Annotated in this window: 23 protein-coding genes; 13 read left to right on the top strand and 10 right to left on the bottom strand. The window is 60.2% G+C overall.

The genetic code is table 11. From position 1 onward, the window contains the following. Positions 1–116: 116 nt before the first annotated feature. The 3 genes from ACXWTF_RS08230 to ACXWTF_RS08220 are packed head-to-tail and all read right to left on the bottom strand — an operon-like array spanning position 117 to position 3,071. On the bottom strand, positions 117–1,454 hold the full coding sequence (locus ACXWTF_RS08230) for a dihydrolipoyl dehydrogenase family protein (RefSeq protein WP_461714519.1): 1,338 nt from the start codon (positions 1,452–1,454) through the stop codon (positions 117–119). Continuing rightward, positions 1,451–2,317 carry a lipoyl synthase gene (gene lipA / locus ACXWTF_RS08225; protein WP_461714518.1) on the bottom strand — a complete coding sequence of 289 codons (867 nt, stop codon included), beginning with the start codon at positions 2,315–2,317 and terminating at the stop codon, positions 1,451–1,453. The genes ACXWTF_RS08230 and lipA overlap by 4 nt, the downstream gene beginning before the upstream one ends. Continuing rightward, complete coding sequence (locus tag ACXWTF_RS08220) at positions 2,286–3,071, bottom strand: lipoate--protein ligase family protein (RefSeq protein ID WP_461714517.1); 786 nt, start codon at positions 3,069–3,071, stop codon at positions 2,286–2,288. The genes lipA and ACXWTF_RS08220 overlap by 32 nt, the downstream gene beginning before the upstream one ends. Positions 3,072–3,182: 111 nt before the next feature. On the opposite strand from ACXWTF_RS08220, the gene acsA reads away from it, so the two are divergent. The 6 genes from acsA (at position 3,183) to ACXWTF_RS08190 (ending at position 8,686) form a co-directional block, all read left to right on the top strand. Beyond that, positions 3,183–4,934, top strand: coding sequence for an acetate--CoA ligase (acsA, locus tag ACXWTF_RS08215; protein WP_461714516.1), 1,752 nt, complete (start codon positions 3,183–3,185; stop codon positions 4,932–4,934). An 11-nt stretch (positions 4,935–4,945) separates the two neighbouring features. After that, positions 4,946–5,911 (top strand): pyruvate dehydrogenase (acetyl-transferring) E1 component subunit alpha, encoded by a 966-nt coding sequence (gene pdhA / locus ACXWTF_RS08210; protein ID WP_461714515.1) that lies wholly within the window; start codon positions 4,946–4,948, stop codon positions 5,909–5,911. Beyond that, positions 5,908–6,891 carry an alpha-ketoacid dehydrogenase subunit beta gene (locus ACXWTF_RS08205; protein ID WP_461714514.1) on the top strand — a complete coding sequence of 328 codons (984 nt, stop codon included), beginning with the start codon at positions 5,908–5,910 and terminating at the stop codon, positions 6,889–6,891. The genes pdhA and ACXWTF_RS08205 overlap by 4 nt, the downstream gene beginning before the upstream one ends. Continuing rightward, on the top strand, positions 6,888–8,105 hold the full coding sequence (locus ACXWTF_RS08200) for a dihydrolipoamide acetyltransferase family protein (RefSeq protein WP_461714513.1): 1,218 nt from the start codon (positions 6,888–6,890) through the stop codon (positions 8,103–8,105). The genes ACXWTF_RS08205 and ACXWTF_RS08200 overlap by 4 nt, the downstream gene beginning before the upstream one ends. After that, entirely contained in the window at positions 8,102–8,347 is a 246-nt protein-coding gene (locus ACXWTF_RS08195; RefSeq protein ID WP_461714512.1) for an acyl carrier protein, read from the top strand. Before ACXWTF_RS08200 ends, ACXWTF_RS08195 begins: the two co-directional genes overlap by 4 nt. A 183-nt stretch (positions 8,348–8,530) precedes the next feature. Next, entirely contained in the window at positions 8,531–8,686 is a 156-nt protein-coding gene (locus ACXWTF_RS08190) for a hypothetical protein (protein ID WP_461714511.1), read from the top strand. 171 nt (positions 8,687–8,857) lie between these two features. Here ACXWTF_RS08190 and ACXWTF_RS08185 read toward each other — a convergent pair whose 3' ends face one another. The 3 genes from ACXWTF_RS08185 to ACXWTF_RS08175 form a co-directional block, all read right to left on the bottom strand. Continuing rightward, on the bottom strand, positions 8,858–9,781 hold the full coding sequence (locus ACXWTF_RS08185; RefSeq protein ID WP_461714510.1) for a glutaminase: 924 nt from the start codon (positions 9,779–9,781) through the stop codon (positions 8,858–8,860). Between the two features lie 76 nt (positions 9,782–9,857). Further along, the gene (locus ACXWTF_RS08180) at positions 9,858–10,673 is read right to left on the bottom strand and encodes a tetratricopeptide repeat protein (protein ID WP_461714509.1); all 816 of its coding nucleotides are present in this window, start codon (positions 10,671–10,673) and stop codon (positions 9,858–9,860) included. 13 nt (positions 10,674–10,686) lie between these two features. Then, entirely contained in the window at positions 10,687–12,477 is a 1,791-nt protein-coding gene (locus tag ACXWTF_RS08175; protein ID WP_461714508.1) for a metallophosphoesterase, read from the bottom strand. 513 nt (positions 12,478–12,990) lie between these two features. Here ACXWTF_RS08175 and ald point away from each other — a divergent pair. After that, a complete protein-coding gene (gene ald, locus ACXWTF_RS08170) occupies positions 12,991–14,088 on the top strand; it encodes an alanine dehydrogenase (RefSeq protein WP_461714507.1) in 1,098 nt (365 codons plus the stop codon). A 21-nt stretch (positions 14,089–14,109) separates the two neighbouring features. On the opposite strand, the gene ACXWTF_RS08165 is transcribed toward ald, so the two are convergent. Continuing rightward, a complete protein-coding gene (locus ACXWTF_RS08165; protein ID WP_461714506.1) occupies positions 14,110–14,739 on the bottom strand; it encodes an HAD hydrolase-like protein in 630 nt (209 codons plus the stop codon). A 193-nt stretch (positions 14,740–14,932) separates the two neighbouring features. Here ACXWTF_RS08165 and ACXWTF_RS08160 point away from each other — a divergent pair, with 193 nt between their 5' ends. Then, positions 14,933–16,687, top strand: coding sequence for a hypothetical protein (locus ACXWTF_RS08160; protein ID WP_461714505.1), 1,755 nt, complete (start codon positions 14,933–14,935; stop codon positions 16,685–16,687). 88 nt (positions 16,688–16,775) lie between these two features. Here the strand turns inward: ACXWTF_RS08160 and ACXWTF_RS08155 are convergent, their stop codons facing one another. From ACXWTF_RS08155 to ACXWTF_RS08145, 3 genes are all read right to left on the bottom strand, one after another. Then, a complete protein-coding gene (locus ACXWTF_RS08155) occupies positions 16,776–17,210 on the bottom strand; it encodes an ankyrin repeat domain-containing protein (protein WP_461714504.1) in 435 nt (144 codons plus the stop codon). A 13-nt stretch (positions 17,211–17,223) separates the two neighbouring features. Further along, positions 17,224–17,826 carry a hypothetical protein gene (locus ACXWTF_RS08150; protein WP_461714503.1) on the bottom strand — a complete coding sequence of 201 codons (603 nt, stop codon included), beginning with the start codon at positions 17,824–17,826 and terminating at the stop codon, positions 17,224–17,226. 75 nt (positions 17,827–17,901) lie between these two features. After that, positions 17,902–18,654 carry a TIGR01458 family HAD-type hydrolase gene (locus ACXWTF_RS08145; RefSeq protein ID WP_461714502.1) on the bottom strand — a complete coding sequence of 251 codons (753 nt, stop codon included), beginning with the start codon at positions 18,652–18,654 and terminating at the stop codon, positions 17,902–17,904. A 144-nt stretch (positions 18,655–18,798) separates the two neighbouring features. Here ACXWTF_RS08145 and ACXWTF_RS08140 point away from each other — a divergent pair, with 144 nt between their 5' ends. From ACXWTF_RS08140 to galU, 5 genes are read left to right on the top strand one after another with little or no spacing between them, the layout of a single operon-like run. Continuing rightward, positions 18,799–19,608: an HAD-IIB family hydrolase gene (locus tag ACXWTF_RS08140; RefSeq protein WP_461714501.1), complete on the top strand. Its 810-nt coding sequence runs from the start codon at positions 18,799–18,801 to the stop codon at positions 19,606–19,608. Beyond that, positions 19,598–20,881, top strand: coding sequence for a glycerate kinase type-2 family protein (locus tag ACXWTF_RS08135; RefSeq protein ID WP_461714500.1), 1,284 nt, complete (start codon positions 19,598–19,600; stop codon positions 20,879–20,881). Before ACXWTF_RS08140 ends, ACXWTF_RS08135 begins: the two co-directional genes overlap by 11 nt. Next, positions 20,874–22,091: a glycosyltransferase family protein gene (locus ACXWTF_RS08130; RefSeq protein ID WP_461714499.1), complete on the top strand. Its 1,218-nt coding sequence runs from the start codon at positions 20,874–20,876 to the stop codon at positions 22,089–22,091. Before ACXWTF_RS08135 ends, ACXWTF_RS08130 begins: the two co-directional genes overlap by 8 nt. 3 nt (positions 22,092–22,094) lie before the next feature. After that, positions 22,095–23,870: an alpha-amylase family glycosyl hydrolase gene (locus ACXWTF_RS08125; RefSeq protein ID WP_461714498.1), complete on the top strand. Its 1,776-nt coding sequence runs from the start codon at positions 22,095–22,097 to the stop codon at positions 23,868–23,870. Beyond that, positions 23,867–24,718, top strand: a complete 852-nt coding sequence (gene galU, locus ACXWTF_RS08120) for a UTP--glucose-1-phosphate uridylyltransferase GalU (RefSeq protein WP_461714497.1) — start codon at positions 23,867–23,869, stop codon at positions 24,716–24,718. The genes ACXWTF_RS08125 and galU overlap by 4 nt, the downstream gene beginning before the upstream one ends. Positions 24,719–24,790: the final 72 nt, after the last annotated feature.

Raw genomic sequence — 24,790 nt, 5'->3', positions numbered from 1 at the left:
TACTATATAGTTATCGCCGACGCCTTTGCAATTTTGATACGAAAGCGGAACAGGCCGGGCAAAAGGAGGGAAATGATCCCTGCGTTACGGCAGCGATCACACGGAAGGGGGAGCTGCTAGAGGGCCGTGACGATTTCCGAGAGGGTCGGATGGATGCGGATCATCGATTTGAGTTCGTCGGCGGTGCGTTCCAGTTCGACGGCCATCGCCGGCAGATGGATCACCTCTGCGGCACCTATCCCCACGATGGCCGCGCCGAGGATCGTCCCGGTTGCCGCATCGACAACGAGCTTGGCGAACCCGGCGTCGTTCCCCATGATTTTCGCCTTGGCATTTGCTTTGAAATAGGCCTTCTTGATCACGACATCACGCCCCTGCTCCAGCGCTTTGCGTTCGGTCATCCCGCAGCGGGCGACGGCGGGTTCGCTGAAGGTCGCAGAGGGGGAGAGGTGTTGATTGTTCAGGGTAGACCCGGCAATGTTTTTCGCGGCGATCCGCCCCTCTGCGCTTGCGGTATGCGCGTCCGCCTGGGTCGCGATGCAGTCACCGACGGCATAGATGTGGGGCGCGGAGCTGCGGAACATCGGGTTGACGTCGATGAACCCCTTTCCGTCGCAGTTGACACCGGCATTTTCGAGCATCAGCGTCCCGGTCCTGGGGGTGCGGCCGATTGCGCTGAGCACGAGGTCGCACGCCAGCGGTTCCTGCCCGCCCAGGTGAAGCTGTACACCGGTTCCGTCGGCCTCGGCCTTTTCGGGTGCGGCGCCGGTGATGATGGTGATGCCGCGCTGCCGGAAGGCGCGCATCAGCGCCTTGGAGACATCCTCGTCTTCGGCGCTCAGCAGCTGTGTCCCGCGGATGATAAGGGTGACATCGGTGCCGAAGGCGCTGAAGAAGGTCGCGAATTCGCAGGCGATCGGCCCGCCGCCGACGATCGCGACCGACGCCGGGAGACGTTCCAGGTCGAAAACCTCCCGGCTGGTAATGATACGCTTCCCGTCCGCCGGCAGCGCCGGGATCTGCCGAACCTCCGAACCCGTCGCGATGATGCAGTGCTCGAAGGCGACGGGCTCGCCGTCCACCTCCAGCGTGTGCGCATCCGTAAAGGCTGCCCTTCCGTACATCAGCTCCACTCCGGCGCGGTCGAGCATCCAGACCATCCCAGAGCGGATCTCGTCCCGGAGTGCCACCGTTTTCGCCTTCAGACGGCCGAGCGCCAGCGCCGTTGTCGTCTCCACGACGTCAAGCTCCCGGAAAAAGGCGGCTTTCGATGCGAAATCGGCCGCTTCGAGGTACTGCTTGGCGGGGATGCACCCCTCGTTGAGACAGGTACCGCCGATGCGTACCTTCTGCTCTTCGATAAGGAGCGTGGCGATTCCTGCACGGCCGAGCTCCAGGGCTGCTTCATAGCCGCCGGGGCCGGCCCCGATGACCACGGTATCGTATGTTTTCATCTCTCCTCCAGGTATTGGTGTGCAAGGTAGCTGCTGCGGGTGTAGGGCGAGCTCATGACGTAGCGGAAGCCCATCGCCATACCCGCCTGCTTGAAAAAGTCGAACCGTGCCGGGTCGACGTACTCCGTCACCGGAGCGTGGCGGGGCGAGGGGGAGAGGTACTGCCCGATGCTCAGCAGTCCGCAGCCGCTGTCGCGCAGGTCCCGCATCAGGGCCAGCACTTCGGCGTCCCGCTCGCCGAAGCCCAGCATGATGCCGCTCTTGGTCACGGCACCCGGGGCCAGGGCGGCGAGCCGTTCGAGCACGCGAAGGGAGCGCGCGTACGATGCGCCTTTGCGTACATGGTAAAGGCGCGGCACCGTCTCGAGATTGTGGCCGAGGATCTCCGCCCCGCTGCGCGCGATCCGCGCCAGGGCATCCCCATTTTCGCGAAGGTCCGGGATGAGCAGTTCGACGCGGACCGTTTTGTCACGCCGTTTGATCGCCCCGACCGTCCGCACGAAATGTTCTGCGCCGCCGTCGTGCAGGTCATCGCGGGTCGGTGCGGTGATGACGACGTGCCGCAGGCCGAGCTGCTGCACGGTCAGTGCGATGTTTCCGGGCTCCTCGGGGTCGGGGGCATCCGGCACGCCGCGCGAAACGTTGCAGAAGGTGCAGGCGCGGGTACAGCGGGTCCCGAGGATCAGGAAGGTCGCTGTCTTTTTCGCGAAGCATTCGCCGATATTGGGGCAGGCCGCCTCCTGGCAGATCGTGTGCAGTTTCCCCCGCGCCAGCACCGCCTCGACCTCGGCGAGGCGGCTGAGGCGGATCGGCTTGCGCAGCCAGGCGGGTTTACGTTCGAAGGACGTCATGGTTCCAGGCATCCCGTGCGTATTTTGTGCTTTCAAGCACCCCGGCCAGTTCCCGGACATACCGCGGCGTTTCTGCGGGCAGCAGTTCCGTCCCGAAGGCGTCGCAAAAGGCCGTTTTCAAGGCCCCGGACACGTTGTCGAAATCGGCAGCCACCCCGAAGCTCTCCAGCGTTGCCGTCCGCTTTAGCGACGCATTGCGCAGCAGCGCGTCGAACCGCTCCGCATCCATCCGAAGGGGGATACTGCCGTGCTGCAGAAGCGCCCCGTTTGCATAGCGCTGGGCGTTCCCGCCGATTTTTCTGCCGCCGATCACGATATCGTACGCCTCATGCCCGGCAGCGCAGACCGGGGAGGGGGAGAGCGGCCCCCCGCGTTCGGCGGCAAAGGCGGCATCCAGTCCCAGCATTTCGTAAAAACGCAGAAGGAATCCGCACAGACGGCGGTAGTTCTGCTTGACGCCCCCCATGTGCGCACGGTCCTGCGGCAATACCAGCGCATAGGAAAGATCCCCGCCGTGGGCCATGACGCCGCCGCCGGTCATACGGCGTACGCAGGCGATCCCCTGCCGCCGTGCTTCGTGCAGGTCGATGTGCTCGTCGGGGTGCTGGAAGCGGCCGAAGGTCAGCGAGGGCTCCCAGCCGTAGAGGCGGAGCACCGGGAGTTCGTGCGTGTTACTGCCCTGCAGCAGCGCTTCGTCCAGCGCCATGTTCGCTCCGGCCGAACCGCGGCCGTTCTCCAGCAATCGCCAGGTGATGGGTTCGTGCATGCTGCACTCCTTTCCGACCCGTAAGAACTGCCGGGCCGTTTGCACGCTTATCGTATATTATATGTTATTATTGGTTTATTCCGAACTTGAAGCGGGCAGAAGGGGGGAATGATGGAAGAGAAGTGGATCGGGAAATCACCGGAAAACTTTCCTGAGGTGCCGAATCTCATGGATTACGAAGGCGTTTACAACACGTTTGAGTGGGAAAACGTCCGCGGGCATCTCGACGGCCTGGAGGGCGGGGGGCTCAATATCGCCCACGAGGCGATCGACCGCCATGCCGACGGGGGGCTGGCCGACAAGACGGCACTGCTGTGGCTGGGGGAGAACGGGCAGAAGCGGCGCTTCACCTTCGCCGAAATGAAAAAACTCACCGCCCGGTTCGCCAATGTCCTGGCGGGGCTCGGCATCGGCAAGGGGGAACGCGTCTTCATGCTGTCGACCCGGCTGCCCGAACTCTATATCGGCGCGATAGGAACGCTGAAAAACCGCAGTGTCATCTGTCCGCTCTTTTCGCAGTTCGGGCCCGAACCGATCCTGCAGCGGATGCAGGGCGGGGATGCGCGGCTTCTGCTGACGACGTCGCGCCTCTTCCGGAAAAAAGTCCTTCCCATAATGGAGCAGCTTCCCGAGCTCCGCTACGTGCTGCTGATCGACGCCGAGGAGGATGAGAGCGGTCAGGTCCTTTCGCTCCCGAAACTGATGGCGGAGGCCTCCGACACCTTTGCGATCCCGCCGACCGACCCCGAGGATATGTCCGTGCTGCACTTCACCAGCGGCACGACCGGCAAGCCCAAAGGGGTCGTGCACGTCCACAAGGCCGTCTACACCCACTGGATGACGGGGCAGTACGTGCTCGATTTCCACCCCGGCGACATCTACTGGTGCACCGCGGACCCCGGCTGGGTCACGGGAACTTCCTACGGGATTATCGCCCCCTGGGTGCACGGGGTGACCAACGTCGTCGACGAGGCGGAGTTCGATGCCCAGCGCTGGTACGGGATCCTGCAGGATGAGAAGATCAGCGTCTGGTACACGGCGCCCACGGCGATAAGACGGCTGATGCGCATCGACAACGAACCGACAGAGGAGTACGACCTCTCCCGGCTTCGGCTTGTACAGAGCGTCGGTGAACCGCTCAACCCCGAGGCGGTTCTCTGGGGCGTAAAGAAGCTGAAGATGCCGATCCACGACAACTGGTGGCAGACGGAGACAGGGGGGATCATGATCGCCAACCTGATCTCGCAGCCGGTGCGCCCGGGCTCCATGGGGCGCCCGCTGCCGGGGATCACCGCGGGGATCGTGCGCCGCAGTGACGACGGCGGCGTGCGCGAGGTGACCGAGGCCGGCCGGGAGGGCGAACTGGCACTGCGGCCGGGCTGGCCCTCCATGTTCCGTGGCTACCTGCACAACGAGGAGAAGTATCAACAATCCTTTGTCGGGGAGTGGTACCTCTCGGGGGACCTAGCCTACAGGGATGATGAGGGCTACTTCTGGTTCGTCGGGCGGGCCGACGACATCATCAAGACCTCGGGGCATATGGTGGGGCCCTTTGAGGTCGAAAGCGCCCTGCTGGAGCATCCTGCAGTGGCGGAGGCCGGGGTCATCGGCAGGCCCGACCCCGTCATCGGCCAGCTGGTCAAGGCCTTTGTCGCGCTCAAACCGGGCTACGAGCCCAGCGACGCGCTTAACCGCGAACTCATCGGGTTCGGCCGCAAGAAACTCGGCGCCGCCGTGGCGCCCAAAGAGATCGCGTTCCAGGAGAACCTGCCGAAGACCCGCAGCGGCAAGATTATGCGCCGCCTGCTCAAAGCGCGCGAACTTGGGCTCCCCGAGGGCGATATTTCCACGCTGGAAGATTAAAGGAGAACGACATGGATCTGGAAAAATCACGGGCCTTTTACCGGATGATGCTGCTGATCCGCCGCTTCGAGGAGAAGTGCGTGGAGCTCTACAGCGCGGAGAAAATACGGGGCTTCCTGCACCTCTATATCGGTGAGGAGGCGGTGGCGACGGGCATTATGCAGGCCCTGCGTCCCGAGGACAACGTCCTGGCGACATACCGCGAGCACGGCCAGGCCCTCGCCCGCGGCGTTTCGGCGAACCGTATCATGGCCGAAATGTACGGCAGGGCCGAGGGGTGCTCGCGCGGACGGGGCGGCTCCATGCACCTTTTTGACGCCCAGACCCGCTTTTACGGCGGCAGTGCCATCGTCGGCGGCGGCCTCCCGCTGGCGGTGGGGATGGCTCTGGCCGACAAGATGAGGCGACGCGAACGCGTGACCGTCGCCTTTTTCGGTGACGGCGCCGTGGCCGAGGGTGAATTCCACGAATCCCTCAACCTCGCATCGCTGTGGCAGCTGCCGATCCTCTTTGTCTGCGAGAACAACCGCTACGCCATGGGCACGGCGCTGGAGATCTGCGAAGCGGAAACGAACATCGCCCGCAAAGCGGCGGCCTACAAGCTCGAAGCGCGGCAGGTGGACGGCATGGACGTCTTCAAGGTGGCCGAGGCGGCGGAGACGGCGCTGCAGGAGATCCGTGACGGGCTGGGGCCCGTCTTCCTGGAGTGCCTGACCTACCGTTTCCGCGCCCACTCCATGTTCGATGCCGAACTTTACCGGGATAAGGGCGAGGTGGAGGCATGGAAGAAGAAGGGGCCCCTTGTCGTTATGCAAAAACGCCTGGAGGAGGCCGGGCTCTGGGACGAGATTGACATCGAAGCGATCGGTACGGAGGTGGAGCGGATCGTCGATGAGGCCGTCGCCTTCGCAGAGAACGGCACGCCCGAACCGATGGAAGATCTTGAACGGTTCGTCTACACGGAGGTGGCGCCATGAGTACTGAAACAACCTACCGCGAAGCGGTGCGGCAGGCGATCACCGATGCGATGAACCGCGACGAACGGGTCTTTCTGATTGGCGAGGACGTCGGCCATTACGGCGGCTGCTTTGCCGTCAGCATGGGGATGATGGAGACGTTCGGAAGCGAGCGCATCATCGACACGCCCCTCTCCGAGTCCGCCTTCACCGGGACCGGTATCGGCGCGGCACTCAACGGCATGCGTCCCATCGTGGAGATTATGACCGTGAATTTCAGCCTGCTTGCACTCGACCAGATCATGAACAACGCGGCGACCCTGCTGCATATGTCCGGCGGGCAGTTCAGCGTCCCACTGGTGATCCGCATGGCCACAGGCGGCGGCAAGCAGCTTGCCGCGCAGCACTCGCACAGCCTGGAGGGGTGGTTCGCGCATATCCCGGGGCTGAAGGTACTTACCCCGGCAACGGTGCAGGACGCCTACGATATGCAGCTGCTCGCCCTCGAAGACCCCGACCCGGTGCTGGTGTTCGAGAACTCGCTGCTCTACAACAAGCAGGGGGAGCTGGATACGGAGGCGCAGCCGCTGCCGATCGGCAGGGCCAAAACGCACCGGGAGGGGAAGGATCTGAGCATCTTTACCTACGGTATCAGTCTCTTCAAGGCGCTGGAAGCCGCCGAGACCCTTGCCAAGGAGGGGATAGAGGCCGAGATTGTCGACCTGCGTTCGCTGCGCCCGCTAGATGATGAAAGCATCGTGGCCTCCGTCACCAGGACGCACCGCGTCCTGATCGTCGACGAGGGGTGGAAGTCGGGCAGCATCTCCGCCGAGATCATGGCCCGGATCAATGAACAGGCATTCTACGAACTGGATGCCCCGATGGCGCGGGTCTGTACCGTCGAAGTCCCCCTGCCGTATGCCAAGCATCTTGAAGATGCCGCGATCCCGCAGCCCGACAAGATTGTCGAAGCGGCCCGGCGGTTGCTGGAGGATGCATGAGCGAGTTCAAGATGCCCAGCCTGGGCGCAGATATGGAATCGGCGGTGCTGATGGAGTGGCATGTCAAAGCGGGGGACCGCGTCAAAAAAGGCGACGTGATCGCCGAGGTCGAGACGAGCAAGGGGGTGATCGAGATCGAGGTCTTCGAGGAGGGGATTGTTGAAAAACTCCTCGTGGCACCGGAGACGGAGTGCAAGGTGGGGACGCCGATGGCCCTGATACGCACCGAAGGCGCTGAAGGGTCCGAAATAGCCGAAACCGCGGCCGTCGCGGAGGAGAGCCCCGTGCCCGCTGCGCCGGTGGCGGTACCCGAGAGTGCCGACACGGAGGAGGCAACCGAGGAGGCCGAAGCGGAAGCAGCGGTGCCGGCGGCGGAGGCAGAGGGGCGTGTCAGGGCCTCCCCGGCCGCGCGGAGACGCGCTGCCGAGCTCGGGGTGGAGCTCGCCGCGCTTGCATCGGGAGAAAAGCCCGTCCATCTCAACAGGGTGGAAGCCGCCGCCCAGAGTGAGGCAGCGAAACCGGAGCCGGTTGAGACGAGGGGGGAAACGGCAGACGGGATGCGCCGGGCCATCGCCGCGGCGATGAGCCGGTCGAATGCGGAGATCCCCCACTACTACCTCTCCGCGCCGATCAATATGACGCCCGCGCTTGCATGGCTTGAGGGGATCAACGCCGAGCGCGGCATCCGTAACAGGGTCCTGCCCGCCGCCATGCTTGTCCGCGCGGTTGCAAAGGCCCTGGAGCATGTGCCGGAGCTGAACGGTTTCTGGCGCGACGGGGCGCTGGAACAGAGCGCGTCCATCAACCCCGGCATCGCTATCGCGCTGCGAAAGGGCGGTCTGATCACTCCGGCGATCCTTGATGCCCAGACCCTTGATCTGGACGGTACGATGAAGGCACTCGACGATCTGATCACCCGCACCCGCTCGGGCAAACTGCGCAGCGCGGAGATGACTCGCCAGACCGTGACGGTCACCAACCTGGGAGACCTCGGTGTCGAGCGGGTCTACGGCGTTATCTACCCGCCGCAGGTCTCCCTGGTGGGGCTGGGGCGCATCACCGAAGCGCCCTGGGCGGAGGGCGACGCGCTCTGCGTGCGCAAGGTGATGCATGCCACCCTGGCCGGCGACCACCGCGCTACCGACGGCCGTACAGGGGCACTTTTCCTGCAGACCCTGAACGACCTATTCCAAAACCCGGAGCAATTACAATGACCAAAGAAGCAATCAGCCGCGCTATCAAAGATGCGATCATGGCGGTCGCGCCGGAGGTCGAGGAGGAGGAGATCCTCCCCGATGCCCCTATTCAGCGTTCGCTGGAGATCGACTCCTTCGATTTTCTGAAAATCCTGACGGAGCTCAACGACAAACTGGGCGTTGACGTCCCCGAAGCGGATTACGGTATGGTGTCGACGCTGGCACAGATGACGGACTATTTCGACGCAAAGCTCTCCTAAAAAAGAGTGATTTACTCTTTTTAGTGACAAATATCAGGCTATTTCCGACAAATGCGACAAAATTGTCTTATTATTATAATATTAGTATGAAAATTGCATACATTTGAGGAGAAAAACGGGAACAGTAATTGTATCAAGTAGGTAAATTTGGAGCCGGAGCGGTTCCGCCATAAAGGATACAAAATGTTTGAATGTGAAATGATCGAGCTGGAAGATTTTAGTTTTAACCACCTGTTGCATCACTATGATGACTGCAACTGTGAACAGATGCACTTCAACGAAGAGTTTGACTGCATCGATGCCCTGGCGGACTGCTGCGAAGAGATCCTCTGGGACTGAGATCTTCTGCGAGGGTACCCCTGAAGCCCCTTGTGGCAACGGCCTGAGGGGTGCCCTTTTAAGACTTCGGTATTAAGCACCACCCCCACGGCGGCGCATTCTCCTCCATACGATCCGACGCCGCTTGACCTATGTTTAAAATACGTACCGGGTCTCCCCGGTACGCTCCTCCTAAAAAATCGACAATCCTGTTTTACTGGTAAAGAGCTCCAGCGCTTTCGTTCCCGCCAGGGAGTTCCCCTGTTCATTCAGCGCCGGTGACCAGACGCATAGGCCCATCATTTTCGGGATGACGGCAACGATACCCCCGCCGACCCCGCTTTTGCCGGGCAGACCGACATGAAAGGCGAAATCGCCCGAGGCGTCGTAGTGGCCGCAGGTGAGCATGACGGCGTTGATCCGTTTGGCCTGCTGCGGGGTGATGAACTCCTTGCCTGTGATGGGGTCTTCGCCGTGGTTGGCGAGGTAGAGCATGGCGCGCGACAGCGTGCGGCTGTTCATGGCGATGGCGCAGTGCTCAAAATAGGTGTGCACGACCTCCAGGACGTCATTGTCGAGGTTGCCGAAACTCTTCATCAGGTTCGCCAGCGCTCGGTTGCGGAACCCGTGCCGCATCTCCGACTCCGTCACCTCTTTGTCGCTTTCGATCATCCCGTCGTCGGCGATCTCGCGGATAAAGGTCAGGATCTCCTTGGAGGTACGGGCGACGGAGCCGTAGTGCGAGATCAGCGCGTCGGTGACGTTGATGGCGCCTGCGTTGATGAAGGGGTTGCGGGGAATCCCGTGTTCGTACTCGAGCTGCACCAGGGAGTTGAAGGGGTTGCCGGAGGGTTCGCGGCCGATGCGGCGGTAGAGGTCATAGCCGTAGGCGTCGAGCGCCAGCGTGAAGGTGAAGACCTTGGAGATGCTCTGGATCGAGAAGAGGGTATCGGCGTCCCCGACACTGTACTGCGTCCCGTCGAAGAGGGTCAGTGTCATTGCAAACTGCTGCGGGTCGACCTCCGCCAGGGCGGGGATATAATCGGCGACTCTGCCCTCTCCGATGTAGGGCTTGATCTCCTCGGCGATCTCGTTCAGTACGGCTTGATAATCCATCGGGGCTCCTTGCTTACCGCTAGTGTAGCGAAACGGGCAACGGGTCTACAAGGCGGCCGCGGCTGATGCGGGCAGTTTAATGCGCCGTTTGTGCCTTGAGACGGGCGACGCGTGCCGACAGTGCTCTGTTCTGTGCCGTAGGTGCGCGCCGTTTCAGCTCTTGTTCCGCGTATGCCACATAGTGCCCCGCCGCTTCGGGCCGACCCTCCATCAGTAGGATCTCCGCCATTTTGCAGTTCCATTTCGGCGTTTTGCGTGTTAGCGGGTTGAGGGAGTGCATGCGTTTGAGCGCCGCGGATGTTTTGCCGCGTGCCAGCTCGATCTCGATGGCGGGCTCCTGCAGCTGCGGCAGGGGACCCGTTACGGCCATGCGCTTGTCGAGCAGGGCAAGCGCGGCATCGGCGCCGTATGCCGGTTGCGACAGCATGAGATGTGCGGCGCTTCGGTACTGCCCGCTGGCGGCTTCCGGGTTCCGTTCCAGCAGCGACAGGTAGTCCCGGAGCGCGGCTATGGGCTGTTTGAGCGCCTCTAGAAGCTCTGCGCGGTGCAGCAGTGCATGCCGGTAGTCCGGGGCTGCTTTCAAGATCGCATCATAAACCTCTCTGGCTTTGAGAAGCTCACCGCGGTATTCATAGGCTTCCGCCCGCAGCATGGCAGCCTGCCGGGGTGCGCCGAGACGGTCTGCGGCGTCGATATCCTCGAAGGCGTGGTCCGGGTGTCCCGCCTCCAGGTGCGCCTGCGCCCGGTGGAGATAATGCGTTGCGTTCCCGGGCTCATGGGCGATCAGGCGGTCAAGGAACGCCAGGCGCTCGTGTGCTCCCGGATGCGCCAAAGCGGCAGGGACATTGCCCGCAAGCAGGAGGAGTGCCAACCATAAGACAAAGTGTTGCATGGGGTACTCCTGTTTAGCGGGTGAGGGTGAAGTGATCCAGCACGCTGCCGTTCACGTCGATAAAACGGGCGTTCAGCGCGGTTTTGTTCGCATCGACGACTACGGAACCGAGTGCGGCCGCCGTGAAAAAGTGGGCCGGGTGCGGACCGTCCGCCGCGAGCCCGCCGGTCTGTCCCGAGCTGCCGGCAACGGTATAGACGACTTTGTCGTCGCTGCCGCTTTGGGTGATCTGCGTATAGGTTTCGCCCTCTTCCGCTCTGCCGCTGGCCGGCGCCCCGTTTGCGTTAAGTTCCGCGTGCTGTGCCGCGTCGAACGTATCGGAGAGGCCGGTGTGGTTGTGGAGGTAATAGGAGCGCTCGTAGACGTGGCTGTGACCGCTGTAGACCAGGTCGACGCCGTAGTTTTCAAACATCGGCGTAAACGTCTCACGCATGTCAAAAATGGGCTGGTCCATTGCGTGATCGCGTGTGCCCAGACGGGTACCGCCGGTATAATCGTCCGAGTCATGGGAGCCCTTGGTGTAGGGGGGATGGTGGAAGATGACGATGGTCCAGTCGTTCGTATTGGCGTCCAGGTCGCTCTGCAGCCATGCCAGCATCGCCGCGCGGTTGTCCGCATTGCGTGCGCTCAGCTGTGAATCCAGGCTGACGACGTGGACATTGCCGTAATCAAAAGCGTAGTACTGTTCCGTCCCGCTCGGAATTCCCCCGTTCTCCCCCTGGGTCGGGAAGGTGTGGATGTTCAGATACGGCATCCGCGAATCGGAGGCGAGCTGCGTCGGATCCTGGGCCAGCAGGTCGGCGATCAGGGAGGAGAGCTGATTGAAAAGGTCCGGGAAAATCTTCAGCAGGTTGAGGACCTCCGCCGCTGCGGTCCCGGAGATATACAGATCGGGGGTGTCGGCGACGGACATGCCGGCCAGCCCCATCTCGTGATTGCCGATGGTCGACCACATCCCCACAGTCGCCAGGGTCTCCGGGTACATGTCGAACACCGCCCTTTGGTACTGTTCGTCGGTGCCTTCCAGGTAGGCATTGTCCCCCAGCATCAGCATCAGGTCGACGGGTTCGCCGCCGTTGGCTGCGAGCCACTGGTAAAAACCGTCGCGTACGGCGATCTGGTCGGCGGCGTCATAGCCCCCCTGTTCGGCTATCAGCTCCGCCCCGGGGATGCCGGAGAAGCCCGCCGTACCCGCATCGCCCAGGAGCCAGATGCGCGTATTGCCGTCCGAAGGGACCTCGCCGGTCAGGGGTGCCGTGCGAAAGGCGTGCGCCGGATCGGCCGCACCCGCCCCGCCGACGGAGTAGTAGTAGGTCGTGTCCGGCTGCAGTCCCGTGATCAGGGCCTCCCTGTGTCCGGCTGCCGTGATGCTTGCCGCCGTTTCGCTCTCGGCGGGGAGCAGCGCGGCAGCGGTACCGAAACAGACCGTTTCCGCTTCGGCACCGCCCTCCTTGTTGCCGCGCCATTTGATAATGACGCGGTTGCTGCCGAGCTGCTGCAGAAAGAGCCGTTCGGGCATGACAGCCGTTCCGCTGCAGGGAGTGACAGGGGATGTCGTATTGTTGTCGGGGACCGTGCCGTTGTTGTCGACGATCGTTGTGTTGTTGTCCGGGACGGTAGTGTTGTTGTCGATAATTGTCGTGTTGCTGTCGGGAAGCGAGGTATTGTTGTCGATGATCGACGTATTGACATCGCTGTTCGACAGATTGGAATCGGAGGCGGGGAGATCGTTGGTACTCCCGCAGCCGGAAAGAAGTGTGAGCACCGCTGCGATCGCGATGGGGTAAAACAGTACGGTTTTCATAGGCAATATCCATTTCGGAGGGGCTGAGGGAAGGCAAGAGCAGCTTTGCTCCCCATGAAATCGAAGCGCAATACTAATCGAAGGTTATTACGGGGCTGTTACAGTTTGGAAAAGAACAGTGTACAAGTGTTTTTTTCCATATAGATATCTCATAAAGGTGCGTGAGATGAATATCTTCTCCTGAATTCGTGACGACGCGGTGGATAGAGATTAGAGCCGTTATGGTACAAGGGTGTAAAGAAGGAACTGCTAAATGTTAGGGATACAGAAGAGCTGGATGACATCGAAGGACGGAAACCGACACAAAAAACGGACATATACGTTTGATAATGGACCCTTCCGCTTCAATCTGCTATATCATATCACATTACCGACACGACAAATTGATGACGGCAGCGGTATGAAAGTACGGTAAACAGGCAGGAAACCCGCTTTGGGAATTGTTAATGCATGTAGACGATAGTATTTATCCTTTAGTTACAATCCATATCACGAATCATTAAAGGGGACCCCATGAAAATCGGTGTGCCAAAAGAAGTCAAAACGGAAGAGTACCGGGTGGCGGTGACGCCTTCGGGGGTCAAGGAGCTCGTCAAAAACGGCCATACGGTCTATGTACAGACCAGTGCGGGGGAGGGGAGCGGCTTCAGCGACGATGATTACAGCGCGGCCGGTGCCGAACTGCTTGACGGTGCCGCGGCTGTCTTCGACGCGGCGGAGCTTATTGTCAAGGTCAAGGAGCCGATTGCGCAGGAGTACCCCCTGTTCAAGGAGGGGCAGACCCTCTTTACCTACCTGCACCTGGCCGCGGACGAAGCGCAGACCAAGTTTCTGCTGGAGAAGAAGATCAAGGCCTACGCCTACGAGACGCTCAAGGTTGACCGCCGTCTGCCGCTGCTCGAACCCATGAGCGAGGTCGCCGGAAAGATGGCGGCGATCATGGGGGGCTTTTACCTGGGACGCTACCAGGGCGGCCGGGGGATTCTGCCCGGCGGCGTCGTCGGGACGGAAAAAGCCAATGTCCTGATTCTCGGCGGCGGGGTCGCAGGGATCTCCGCGGCGCAGGTCGCGGCGGGGATGGGGGCGAAGGTGACGATCCTCGACATTAACCTGGCCCGTCTGCACTACCTCAACGACGTGCTTCCCGCGAACGTCAGCACTCTCTACAGCACGACGGACGCCATCGAGTCCCTGCTGCCGACGACGGACGTCGTCATCGGTACGGTGCTGATCCCCGGGGCGAAGGCCCCGAAACTCGTGACCAAGGAGATGCTCTCCATCATGCGGGAGGGCAGTGTGCTCGTTGACGTCTCTATCGACCAGGGAGGCTGTTTCGAGACCTCCAGGGCGACGACGCATACCGAGCCGACCTATGTTGTTGACGGGGTCGTGCACTACTGCGTCGCCAACATGCCCGGGGCGTACCCGCGCACCTCGACGATGGCGCTCACCAACGCGACGCTGCCGTACCTGCTCAAACTGGCCGAATTCGGCGGTGAGGAAGCCTACGCGAAATTCCCGCTGCTGCACAGCGCGCTTAATACCTATGACGGTAAACTGACCAACCTTGCCGTCGCCGAGGCACACGGCCTCGAATACTGCGAACTGTAAAACAGCTGCAACACCGGCGCGTCAGTACGCCAGCCTCTGCGCAATCTCCCCGACACGGTAAAACATCGCTGCGGGGGAGTGCTCCTTCAAAGCATCTTCATGGGTGTAGCCCCACGAGACCGCACCGAAATCCATTTTGACGGTGAGGGCGGCCTCCTGGTCTCTGATCTCGTCCCCGATATAGATGGCATCCTCCGGAGCGGTTCCTGTCCGGCGCAGGATCTTTTTCAATTTCGACGCTTTTCCGAACAGACCGGTCCCGTACTGCGGATGCATGAACAGCGCCGTATTCTCCTGACCGAGAATTTTCAGCACGTTTTCCTGGGAGTTGCTTGTCACGAGGCTGAGGATGATGCCCCGCCGCGACAGGGCGTGCAGCATCTCCGTCACGCCCGGGAAGATGGGAATATGTGCAACATTGCGGGCCATGCTTTTTCTGAAAAGGGCCGCAACAATCGGCACTTTCCACAAGGGGATATGCAGCTGCTTGATGATGCGTTTCGCGTCATAATGCCGCAGGGTCTCGACCTGTTCCGCATCGATCCGTCTGAAACGGTGTGATTCGGCCAGGGCGTTGACCGCGCGCAGGAAAAAGGGGAAGGAGTCGGCGAGGGTACCGTCAAAATCGAAAATGACGAGCTTGTACTTCACGGCTTCCCCCTGGAGGTTTTTTACACTTATTATGACTCATTATACTATGCAAGCGTTCTCCGCGACAGGGAAGGATTCCATGGACAGTTATATCAAGTGAGCCAGATGCCTTCTTGCACCAAGAGCGTTGTATTATATTTATTTTATGGTGCCTGTGATACGCTGAAATGAGATTAAGTTCAAAGAAGCTGATATGGTGTTTAAAACGTTGTTGGCACAAATGACGGGGTTGGTGATAGCGGTTTTCCTGCTTCAGGGGTGCGGCGGTTCGGATGGAAGCGGCGGTTCGGAACCGGTGTCGATCGGGACACTCTGGATTACATCGGTTGCTCCGGTACTGTATGAAAGTACGGATCCGGGGACAGGGGAGACGATTTATACCACCTCGTCAGATGAGATCCAGATCGCCGGCAAGGTTTTTGGGTTGACCGAAACCTATGCCCAGGCCTGCAGCGACGTCGATACGGGCCCCCTCCTTTTGACCGTGACATGGCACAATTCGACAACCGGAGCGGAAGGGGGTGGTTCCGCAATGTGGCTGACAGAGTGTAGTCTGTGGTGTACCTGTGTCCCGTATTTTCATCTGGCCTCGACGCTGGAATATGGAGAAAATGTGATCGACGTTGTCGTGCGTCATGAGGACGGCGGATATGCAACGGAAACGTTCATCGTGAACCGCGTGGCATCGGCACCGAACAACATTACAGTGACCCCGGGTGATTCGGAAATGACACTGGATTGGGAGGAGGTACCCCATGCCCGAGCCTACAACCTCTATTTCACGACAGATTACAATTTTGACATGGAGACTGCCAGCAAAATTGAAAATATTACCCCGCCGTTTACCCATATGCTTTTGAACAACATGACGACCTATAGTTATCGATTGACGTCGGTCAATGATGAAAACATTGAGAGTGCACCCAGCCGGCTCATCAGGGCGACAGCGGGGTGGCATACAACATTACTCGATACGCATGCCGCCTTTGACCCTGACAATGAACTTGCGCTGGCAATCGACAGTAACAATAATGTGCACATTGAAAGCGTGTACCGTCGACGGGATTCCAATACAACGGAGATGCGTTATTTGACGAACAAAAGCGGCAGTTGGCAAAGCAGTGTGCTTCAAACCGACGCAGCTCCTCCGGATGCCGCGATGGTCGTCGATAAGAGCAATGTGGTGCACATCGTTCATGCGGGGGGGCAGTTGACGCATTGGCAAAACGCATCAGGGAGTTGGAGCAGCAGTGTGATCGATGCGAATCAGAGCTGCAGTGCGTCTGTCGCGATTGATTTTTATGATGCCATTCATGTCCTGCATCAGAGTATTGCAGGTTTGAAGTATACGACAAACGCACCGGGGGCATGGACAACAGTGACGTTGAACGATGCACCTTTTGTCTGTCCCGGATATGGCCAGTCAGCCATCGTGATCGAGAGCTTCTACAATGTGGAAAGGTTCGCCTATGTCGTGGGGAATGCCCTCTATTTCCAATACGGAGTGAACGGAGCTGTCATGCCCCTTGATGATGCAGACGTTGCCTATATTGCGATGGCAGAAGGTATCTACGATGATCCTCGCGTTGTTGCCAGTAAAATGAACGGGTACTACTACCTGAAACATTACTTTAACAATGGATATGGATGGCAGGTTGAAAATGCCGGATATGCAGGATCGGGGTACCTTGTTCAAGCCAAACCTGTTCTGGTTACAGACGACAACAAATTGGCCCATGTCGCTTCGGAATGCGACTCCTATTACCTCTGTTATTCCACAAATCAATCAGGAGCTTGGACATACTATTATCTGAATACCACCCGAAACACCTACGGTGCAGCGTATTTGATGCCGGCAATCGGTGTTGATGCGTCAGGACGGGTGTATATCGCCTATTATAAGCAGACGGCGGAGGGTGCCGATCTCTACTATACCTATTCGTATTAAAGGCAGGGGAAAAGGGGAGAGGTTGCTGCCATGCTTTGGTTCGGATGCGGGGGCCGGGCAGAGAGGACTTTGAAATCCCCGTCCGGGTTTATTTCTTCCGCAGGAGGCGGAGGATCTTCGGGGTGACGGCGAGGTCGAGGGCCGTAAAGTCGTCGGGGTTCTTGATGGAGACGTCGGCGCCCGCGTCCACGAGCATCTTTACCATCGCCTCTTTGCCGCTGGAGGCGGCGTACATCAGGGGGGTGACGCCGTTGACGTTTGCCGTGTCAAGCTCGATGCCCGCATCGATGAGCATGGAAACGACCTCGGGGTTTTCGCCGAAGCAGGAGAGCCACAGCGCCGTGTTGCCGTCGACGTTTTTGAGCATGATGTCCGCGCCGGCGTCGAGCAGTTCGCGCACGATCGCCGCGTTGCCTTCGCGGGCAGCCTTCATAAGCGCCGTGTTGCCGTAGCTGCCCTGCAGGTCGAGGTTCTTGGCGTCGTAATCGTTTTCGGCGAGCCAGTTCATTGTAATATCGGTCATGCGTTTCTCCTGACTATTTTTTCAGGCCCGCAAGGGAGAGGGCATGCTTGGTCGCCCGGGCGATGATGCTGTGTTCGGGGCGGAACATCGCGTCCGAGATCGTTTTGACCGCCGGGAAGATCTCGTCGAAGCCGTGGTCGGGGAAGCCGCTTTGCAGCATGATCTTGTCCATGGAGAGACCGGCGAGGACCTCATGGTCGAAGGCATTGACGTTGGACGGGCCGATGGCGACGAAGAAGTGCTCGAGGTCGTCGTGCGCCTGCGTGGCGTTGAGGATGACCCCCTGGTCGCCGCGCTCGATCAAAAGCGCGCGCAGCGCGTCGTCCAGGTCGGCTTCATCCACGAAGAGCGGTTTGCCCGTGACGGAAGAGGCGCGCAGTTCGTCGGCGCCCTTGACGCGGTAGCCTACGCATTTTGCATCGCTCTGCTCCCCCGCGGAGAGGGGGGCGGTGTAAAAGAGGGCGGTGTACTCCTCGGCCTCTTCTTTGGCTTTTTCAAGCGCGTCTTCATCTTCGGGCTGCAGAAAAAAGATCTGCACCATCGTATCCTCGATGATCTCGTCGATATCGTCGAGAAAATCCTCATTGGTTGCTTTAACGTTGACGTCAATGGTCATATATGGAAACTCCTCTTTAGGGCACAGAACTGCCCTATTGCGGGGAAGAATATGCAAGTCCGGTTCCGGGGATTTTCAGAGGGTGACTTCGGCGAGGGAGGGGAAGACGGCATCGGGCGTAATGCCGCGCTCCAGGTCGGCGGGGGTGTATTTGCCCGTTTCGACGAGAATGCCCCGCAGGCCCGCCGCCTGCGCGCCGCCGCCGTCGCTTTCGATATCGTCGCCGATCATCACGGTCTCTTCGGGCGCTACCCCCATCCGGGCGCAGGCGAGCCGGTAGAACTCCGCACTCGGTTTCCCGATGACCGTTGCCGTTTTGCCCGAGGCGTACTCCAGGGCCGCGACGAAACCGCCAGCATCCATGCTGAGCCGGCCACCGTGGTCCCTGAAGTAGCGGTTTTTCGCCGCGGCGAGGAGTTCGCCGCCCTCCATGAGGGTTCGGAAGGCCGCGTTGAGGCGCGCATAGGTGAAGTTCTCCTGGGCGTCGCCGACGACGACGCAGCGGCAGGGGGCGTCGGGGAGGTCGTCGAAAAAGGTCTCGGCACTGTCGGTGAGGAGAAAGACCGCCCGGCTTTTGCGCTCGATCAGGTACGCTTTGGTGACGTCCAGGGCGGTGATCACCTCCGACGCTTCGATCCCGAAGCCCATCTGCTGCAGCTTGGAGACGACGTCGCTCCCCCGTTTCTGGGTCGTGTTGGTGATAAAGCGGACGGGATAGGCCGCTTTGAGGCGCGCGACCGCTTCGACGGCACCGGGGTAGGGGGTGTCGCCTTCATACAGCACACCCCCGATATCGCACAGGACGCCTTTAATGGTAGAGGTGCTCATAAAATGTCCTCTTATTCCGGGGTATTTTCATAGTATACCCCAACGGAGCCTTTGAAACATGCCTAAAAAGCAGGCAGTCCACCAGCCGATAACGCCCCCAGTGATGTTACAATGGGGACATGATAAACATGCAAGGCAAAGCGAATGTCTGATTCGCCGCACTACATCGTTTTCACTGACCTCGATGCCACACTGCTTGACCACGAAACCTACTCGCATTCTGCGGCGCAGCCCGCGATCGATTACCTGATACGTGAAGAGATTCCCTTGGTGTTCGTTACCAGTAAAACGCAGCCCGAAGCCGTCAAACTCCAGGAAAAGATGGGGCTCTGCGCCCCCTTTATCGTGGAGAACGGCGGGGCGATCTTCATCCCGCGCTGCTGCAGCCGTTTCTACGGCGCCGATCACGAGGCTGACTACGAGGTGATCACCCTCGGGGCCGCCTACGACGCCTGTACGAACCTGCTGGACAACCTGAAGACCCGCTACCGCCTCCGCGGCTTTTCGCACATGCACCACGACGAGGTGGCCGAACGGACGGGGCTGCACACCGAAGGAGCGCAGATGGCGAAGACGCGCTACTGCTCCGAACCCTTTATTATGGAAGACGAGAGCCTGCTTGACGATCTGGTCGCGGCGGTTTCGGCCGAGGGGTTCACCGTGACCAAAGGGGGGCGTTTTTACCATCTCATCGGGCGAAACCAGAGCAAAGGGAGCGCAGTTGAGGCCCTGCTCGATCGCGCGGAAGCATCGACGGGCATTGCGTTCAAATCCATCGCACTGGGTGACAGCGAGAACGACTTCTCGATGCTGCAGAGCGTCGATATCCCTGTACTCATCCCGAAACATGACGGCAGTTATGCCGCCATCAACCTGCCCAATCTCATCAAGGCGCCCTATCCGGGACCCCGGGGCTGGAATGCCGTTTTGCAGGAGCTCTTCGGTGTTGCCTGAGCTTAATGCCGTCTTTGAAGCGGCGGTGGACGCAGTGATGCCGCAGCGCATGCTGACGGGCCGGATGCAGCTGCGTGAAGGGATACTTTCGGTCGAGGGGGAGCAGTTTGACCTGGAGCGCTACGACCATCTTTACCTCTGCGGTGCAGGCAAAGCGGCACTGCCGATGGCCGAGGCGTGCGAAGCGATCCTGGGGGAGCGTATCGCCGGCGGCGTCATCGTCACCCCTGAAGCGCAACGCCCGCTTCAATACTGCACCTATGTCGGGAGCACGCACCCGATCCCTTCCGAAAAGAGTGTCGCGGCGGCCGAACGGCTGATGGAACAGCTTGCCAGGGCGGGCGAGGGGGACCTGATACTCTTCCTGCTCAGCGGCGGCACCTCCGCTCTCATTGAAAAACCGTTGCCGCCGGTGACGCTCGAGGCGATGGCGCAGACGACCCGGCTGCTGCTGGAAAACGGCTGCAGCATCGAAGAGACGAACAGCGTGCGCAAGCACCTCTCCATGATCAAGGGGGGACGGCTGGCGCAGATGACCCGGGCGACAGTCCTCGTCCTGGTCGTTTCCGATGTCATCGGGGATGATCTGGAGACCATCGGCTCGGCACCGCTGTACTGCGACCGGAGCACCTACGCCGACGTGACAGCACTGCTGCGGGGAAAGGGATTGTTGGAAGCACTGCCCGAGACGGTACGCGAGGTATTGACAAAAGGGGAGCGCGGCGAGGTCCCCGAAACCCCGACGGCTCCGCTGCCGACGGTCAAACATCTGCTGATCGGCAGCAACAGGCAGGCCCTGGAGGCTGCGGCGGCCTGCGGCGCGGAACACGGCCGCGACGTCCGGGTGGTCGAAACCCCCATCGAGGGGGACGTCACCGAGGCGGCGGAGGCGTTTTGCCGCCGTTTTGAGGCGCTGCCGCCGGGCACCCTTCTTCTGCAGGGGGGCGAAACGACGGTGACGGTCTCCGGAAACGGAAAAGGGGGACGGAATCAGCATTTCGCCCTGTATTGTTTAAAACGTTTAAAAACCAACAGTGTTTACGATATTATATGTGCCGGTACAGACGGGATCGACGGTAACTCGGATGCGGCGGGGGCGCGTATCTCCGACATACTGTACCGGCACTGCAGCGCCGAGGAGATCGACGATGCCCTGGCACGTTTCGACTCCAACACGTTTTTCGCAGGCAAAGAGGCCCTGATCAAGACCGGGTACACCGGCACCAACGTCATGGACGTGGTCATTGCATACAAAGGAGAGGATAATGGCTGACTTTTTTCAAAACGGGGTGATCACCTCACTGCAACGGGTAGGTGACAGAAGCCTCGAGGCGATGGAAAAGGACCTCGAACGCATGTCCGAACGCCGCAAGATGGTCCTGCTGCTGCCTGCGCTCTACAGCGAGTTCGAGACTCCGGCGATGCATACGATCATCGAGGAGCTGAAGCATGTCCGCTACCTGCACCGCATTATCCTGGGGCTGGACCGCGCGACCCGCGAACAGTTCCTGGAGGTGAAGAAACTGATGGTGCAGCTTCCCTGCGAAGTGGATGTGCTTTGGAACGACGGTCCCCGGATTCAGGAGCTCTACGCGGAGCTGACCCGCGAAGGGTTCCCCTGCCTGAAAGACCCGGGCAAGGGGCGCAACGTCTGGACGATGATCGGCTACGGTCTGACAGGAGAGGAGAACTACGCCTTCGCCCTGCATGACTGCGACATCGTCAACTATTCGCGCGAGATCGTCGCGCGGCTTTTCTACCCCATCGTCCACCCGGCCCTGGATTACGAGTTCAACAAAGGGTACTACTCCCGGGTGACGAACAAGCTGCACGGCCGGGTGACGCGCCTTTTCTACACCCCGCTGATCCATGCGCTGGAGAAGGTGATGGGTACGAACCGCTACCTCGAATACATGGACAGCTTCCGCTACGCGCTCTCCGGAGAGTTCGCCTTTATCCGTTCGCTGGGACGCGGTATCGCCATCTCGCCGACCTGGGGCCTGGAGGTCTCGACGCTCAGCGAGGTCTACAAGAACACCTCCAACCGCCGGATCTGCCAGACGGAGATCATGGATACCTACGAGCACAAGCACCAGGATCTCGGGAACAAGACCGAAGGGGGCGGCGTCTACAAGATGGCCGGCGACATCGCCAAGGCGCTCTTCCGGGTGATGGCGCAGGAGGGGATCGTCTTTACCGAGTCGCACTTCAAGACTCTGCTGGCGGCCTATTTCCAGGAGTCGCGTTTCGAGATCTCCAAGTACGTGGCGCTCTCCAAGCTCAACGGCCTGGAGTATAACCGCGAGCGGGAGATCAGCGCCGTCGAAGCGTTCCAGGATGCCATCGAGGAGGCGGCGAGCGAGTTTTTCGAGAATCCGCTGGGTGTCCCGTCGATGTCCCCGTGGATTACCGTCCGTTCGGTGCTGCCGGAGTTTTCGGAGAAGTTCGCCAAGGCCGTCGCGCTGGATGCGCAGGAGGCGTAAGGAATGATCCAGTACGAACCCCATTCCATACGGGAGCGTCTGTCGGTTCTTTACGATGCCGAAGACGCGGACAACGCCTACGCGGGCATACGGGACCTGATCAACACCTACCGCGAGCGGATCACGTCGTATGACTATCACCTCACAGAAAAGGATGCCATCCTCATTACCTACGGCGACCAGGTACAGAGCCCGCCCGAGCCCCCGCTCAAAGAGCTTAACGATTTTCTCTTTTCGCATGTCGACGGGCTTGTCAATTCGGTCCATCTGCTGCCGTTTTATCCCTACTCTTCCGATGACGGATTCTCCGTCGTCGATTACAAGGCGGTCGACCCGCACTGCGGCTCCTGGGGCGAAGTGGAGCTGCTGGGGACCCATTTCCGCCTGATGTTCGATGCGGTCATCAACCATGTCTCGCAGTTCTCCGACTGGTTCAAGAAGTACCTTGAAAACGACCCGGAGTACGCCGACTTTTTCATCGATGCGGACCCGACCCTGGACCTCAGCTCGGTCGTACGGCCCCGGACCTCGCCGCTGCTGCACGAGTTCAGAGACACCGGGGGGCGTATCCGCTATATCTGGACGACCTTCAGCCGGGACCAGGTCGACCTGAACTACGCCAACTACAGGGTGCTGCTGGCGGTGCTCGATGCGCTCTTCTTCTATATCGAGAAGGGGGCGACGCTGCTGCGCCTGGATGCCATCGCCTTCGTCTGGAAGGAGATCGGTACCGCCTGCGTTCACCTGGAGCAGACCCACGAACTGATCCAGCTGATGCGGGAGGTGCTGCACAAGGTCGCCCCGGAGGTCATCATCATTACCGAAACCAACGTCCCGCACCAGGAGAACATCTCCTATTTCGGCAGCGGGGACGACGAGGCGCAGATGGTCTACAACTTCGCGCTGCCTCCGCTGCTGGCGCATTCGGTACTGACGGGGAATCCCTCGAAGCTTTCGGCGTGGGCCAAGACGCTGAGACTGCCCAGCGACAAGGTCTGCTTCTTCAACTTCACCGCGTCGCATGACGGGGTGGGGCTGCGGCCCGTGAGCGAGATCCTCGACGAGGAGGAGATCGCGACCCTCGAAGCGGCCGCCAAACGTTCCGGGGGGCTCGTCTCGTACCGGGCGAATACCGACGGTACACAGAGCCCCTACGAACTCAACTGCAGCTACATCGACCTGCTCACACCCCCCGAAGCGGATGATGAGGTCCGGGCCAGGCGGATGCGGCTGACCCAGGCGGTGTCGCTGGCCATGCCGGGGGTGCCGGGGATCTATTTCCATTCGCTGTTCGGATCGCGCAACTACCTCGAGGGCGTCAAGATGACGGGGATCAACCGCTCCATCAACCGCGAGAAGTTCAACTCGAACTGGCTGGATGCACAACTGCAGAAGGAGGGGAGCCTGGAACGCCGGGTCTACCTGGCGTACAAACGGCTGCTCTCCATCCGGATAAACGAGACGGCGTTCGACCCGTTCGGCCCCTTTATCTTCCTGGACCTTCACCCGTCGCTCTTCTGCCTCCAGCGCGAGAGCCGCGACCTGGACAGCCATATCCTGGCTGTGCACAACTTCAGCGACGAGGCGGTGCGTTTCCGCCTGCCCGAATACCTTGAACTGCCGGCGACGGAGTGTATCGGTAACATTCACGTTACCTCCGAAGCGCTTGAAATTGAAAGTTACGGAGTGATGTGGATAAAATGCCGTATCGACGTCGACGTGTTCGAAGAGTGCTGTAACAAGGCACTGCCCATCATCAATGAAAAGGAGTTTGAATGATTACAAAATGTCTATTTCCCGCGGCCGGATACGGAACACGCTTCCTGCCCGCGACCAAAGCGATGCCCAAGGAGATGCTGCCGATCCTGACCAAGCCGCTGATCCAGTACGGGGTCGAAGAGGCCCATGAAGCCGGCTGTGATGTCATGGCCGTCATCACCGGCCGCGGCAAGCGGGCCATTACCGACCACTTCGACATCAGTTACGAGCTTGAACACCAGATCAAGGGCTCCTCGAAAGAGTCGCTGCTCAGCGACATCCGCCGCCTGATCGACAACTGTACCTTTACCTATACGCGTCAGAACGAGATGAAGGGGCTGGGGGACGCGATCTATAAAGGCAAGGTCCTCGTCGGGGAGAGCGACCCCTTCGCCGTCATCCTGGCCGACGACCTCTGCATCAACCCGGAGGGTGACGGGGTACTGAAGCAGATGGTGGATCTGTACAACAAGTACAAGTGCTGCATCGTCGCCATCATGGAGGTCCCGAAAGACCAGGTCTACAAATACGGTGTCATCGCCGGCCGCGAGATCGAGAGTGGCGTTTTCATGGTCGACGATATGGTGGAAAAGCCCGACAATGATAAAGCCCCCTCCAACCTTGCCATTATCGGCCGCTATATTCTGACCCCGGATATCTTCGAGGTGATCAAGAAGACCAAGCCGGGCAAAAACGGCGAACTGCAGATCACCGATGCCCTCCTGACACAGGCGAAAAAGGGGATGGTCCTGGGCTACAAGTTCAAGGGCAAGCGTTTCGACTGCGGCAGCGTCGACGGTTTCGTCGAGGCGACCAACTACTTCTACGACCTTGAAAAACAGGCGGAGGCGAAAGCGGCAAAGAAATAGCCGCCCCGCCACACTTTCTTTTCTCTGAGGGCCGTTGCGGCCGGCACACTTTCATACCGCTATCTATCGTAT

This window comes from Thiomicrolovo sp. ZZH C-3 (genome assembly GCF_054862725.1).
The sequence above is the reverse complement of the archived record's forward strand: the minus strand, read 5'-3'. Positions and strand labels throughout refer to the sequence as shown.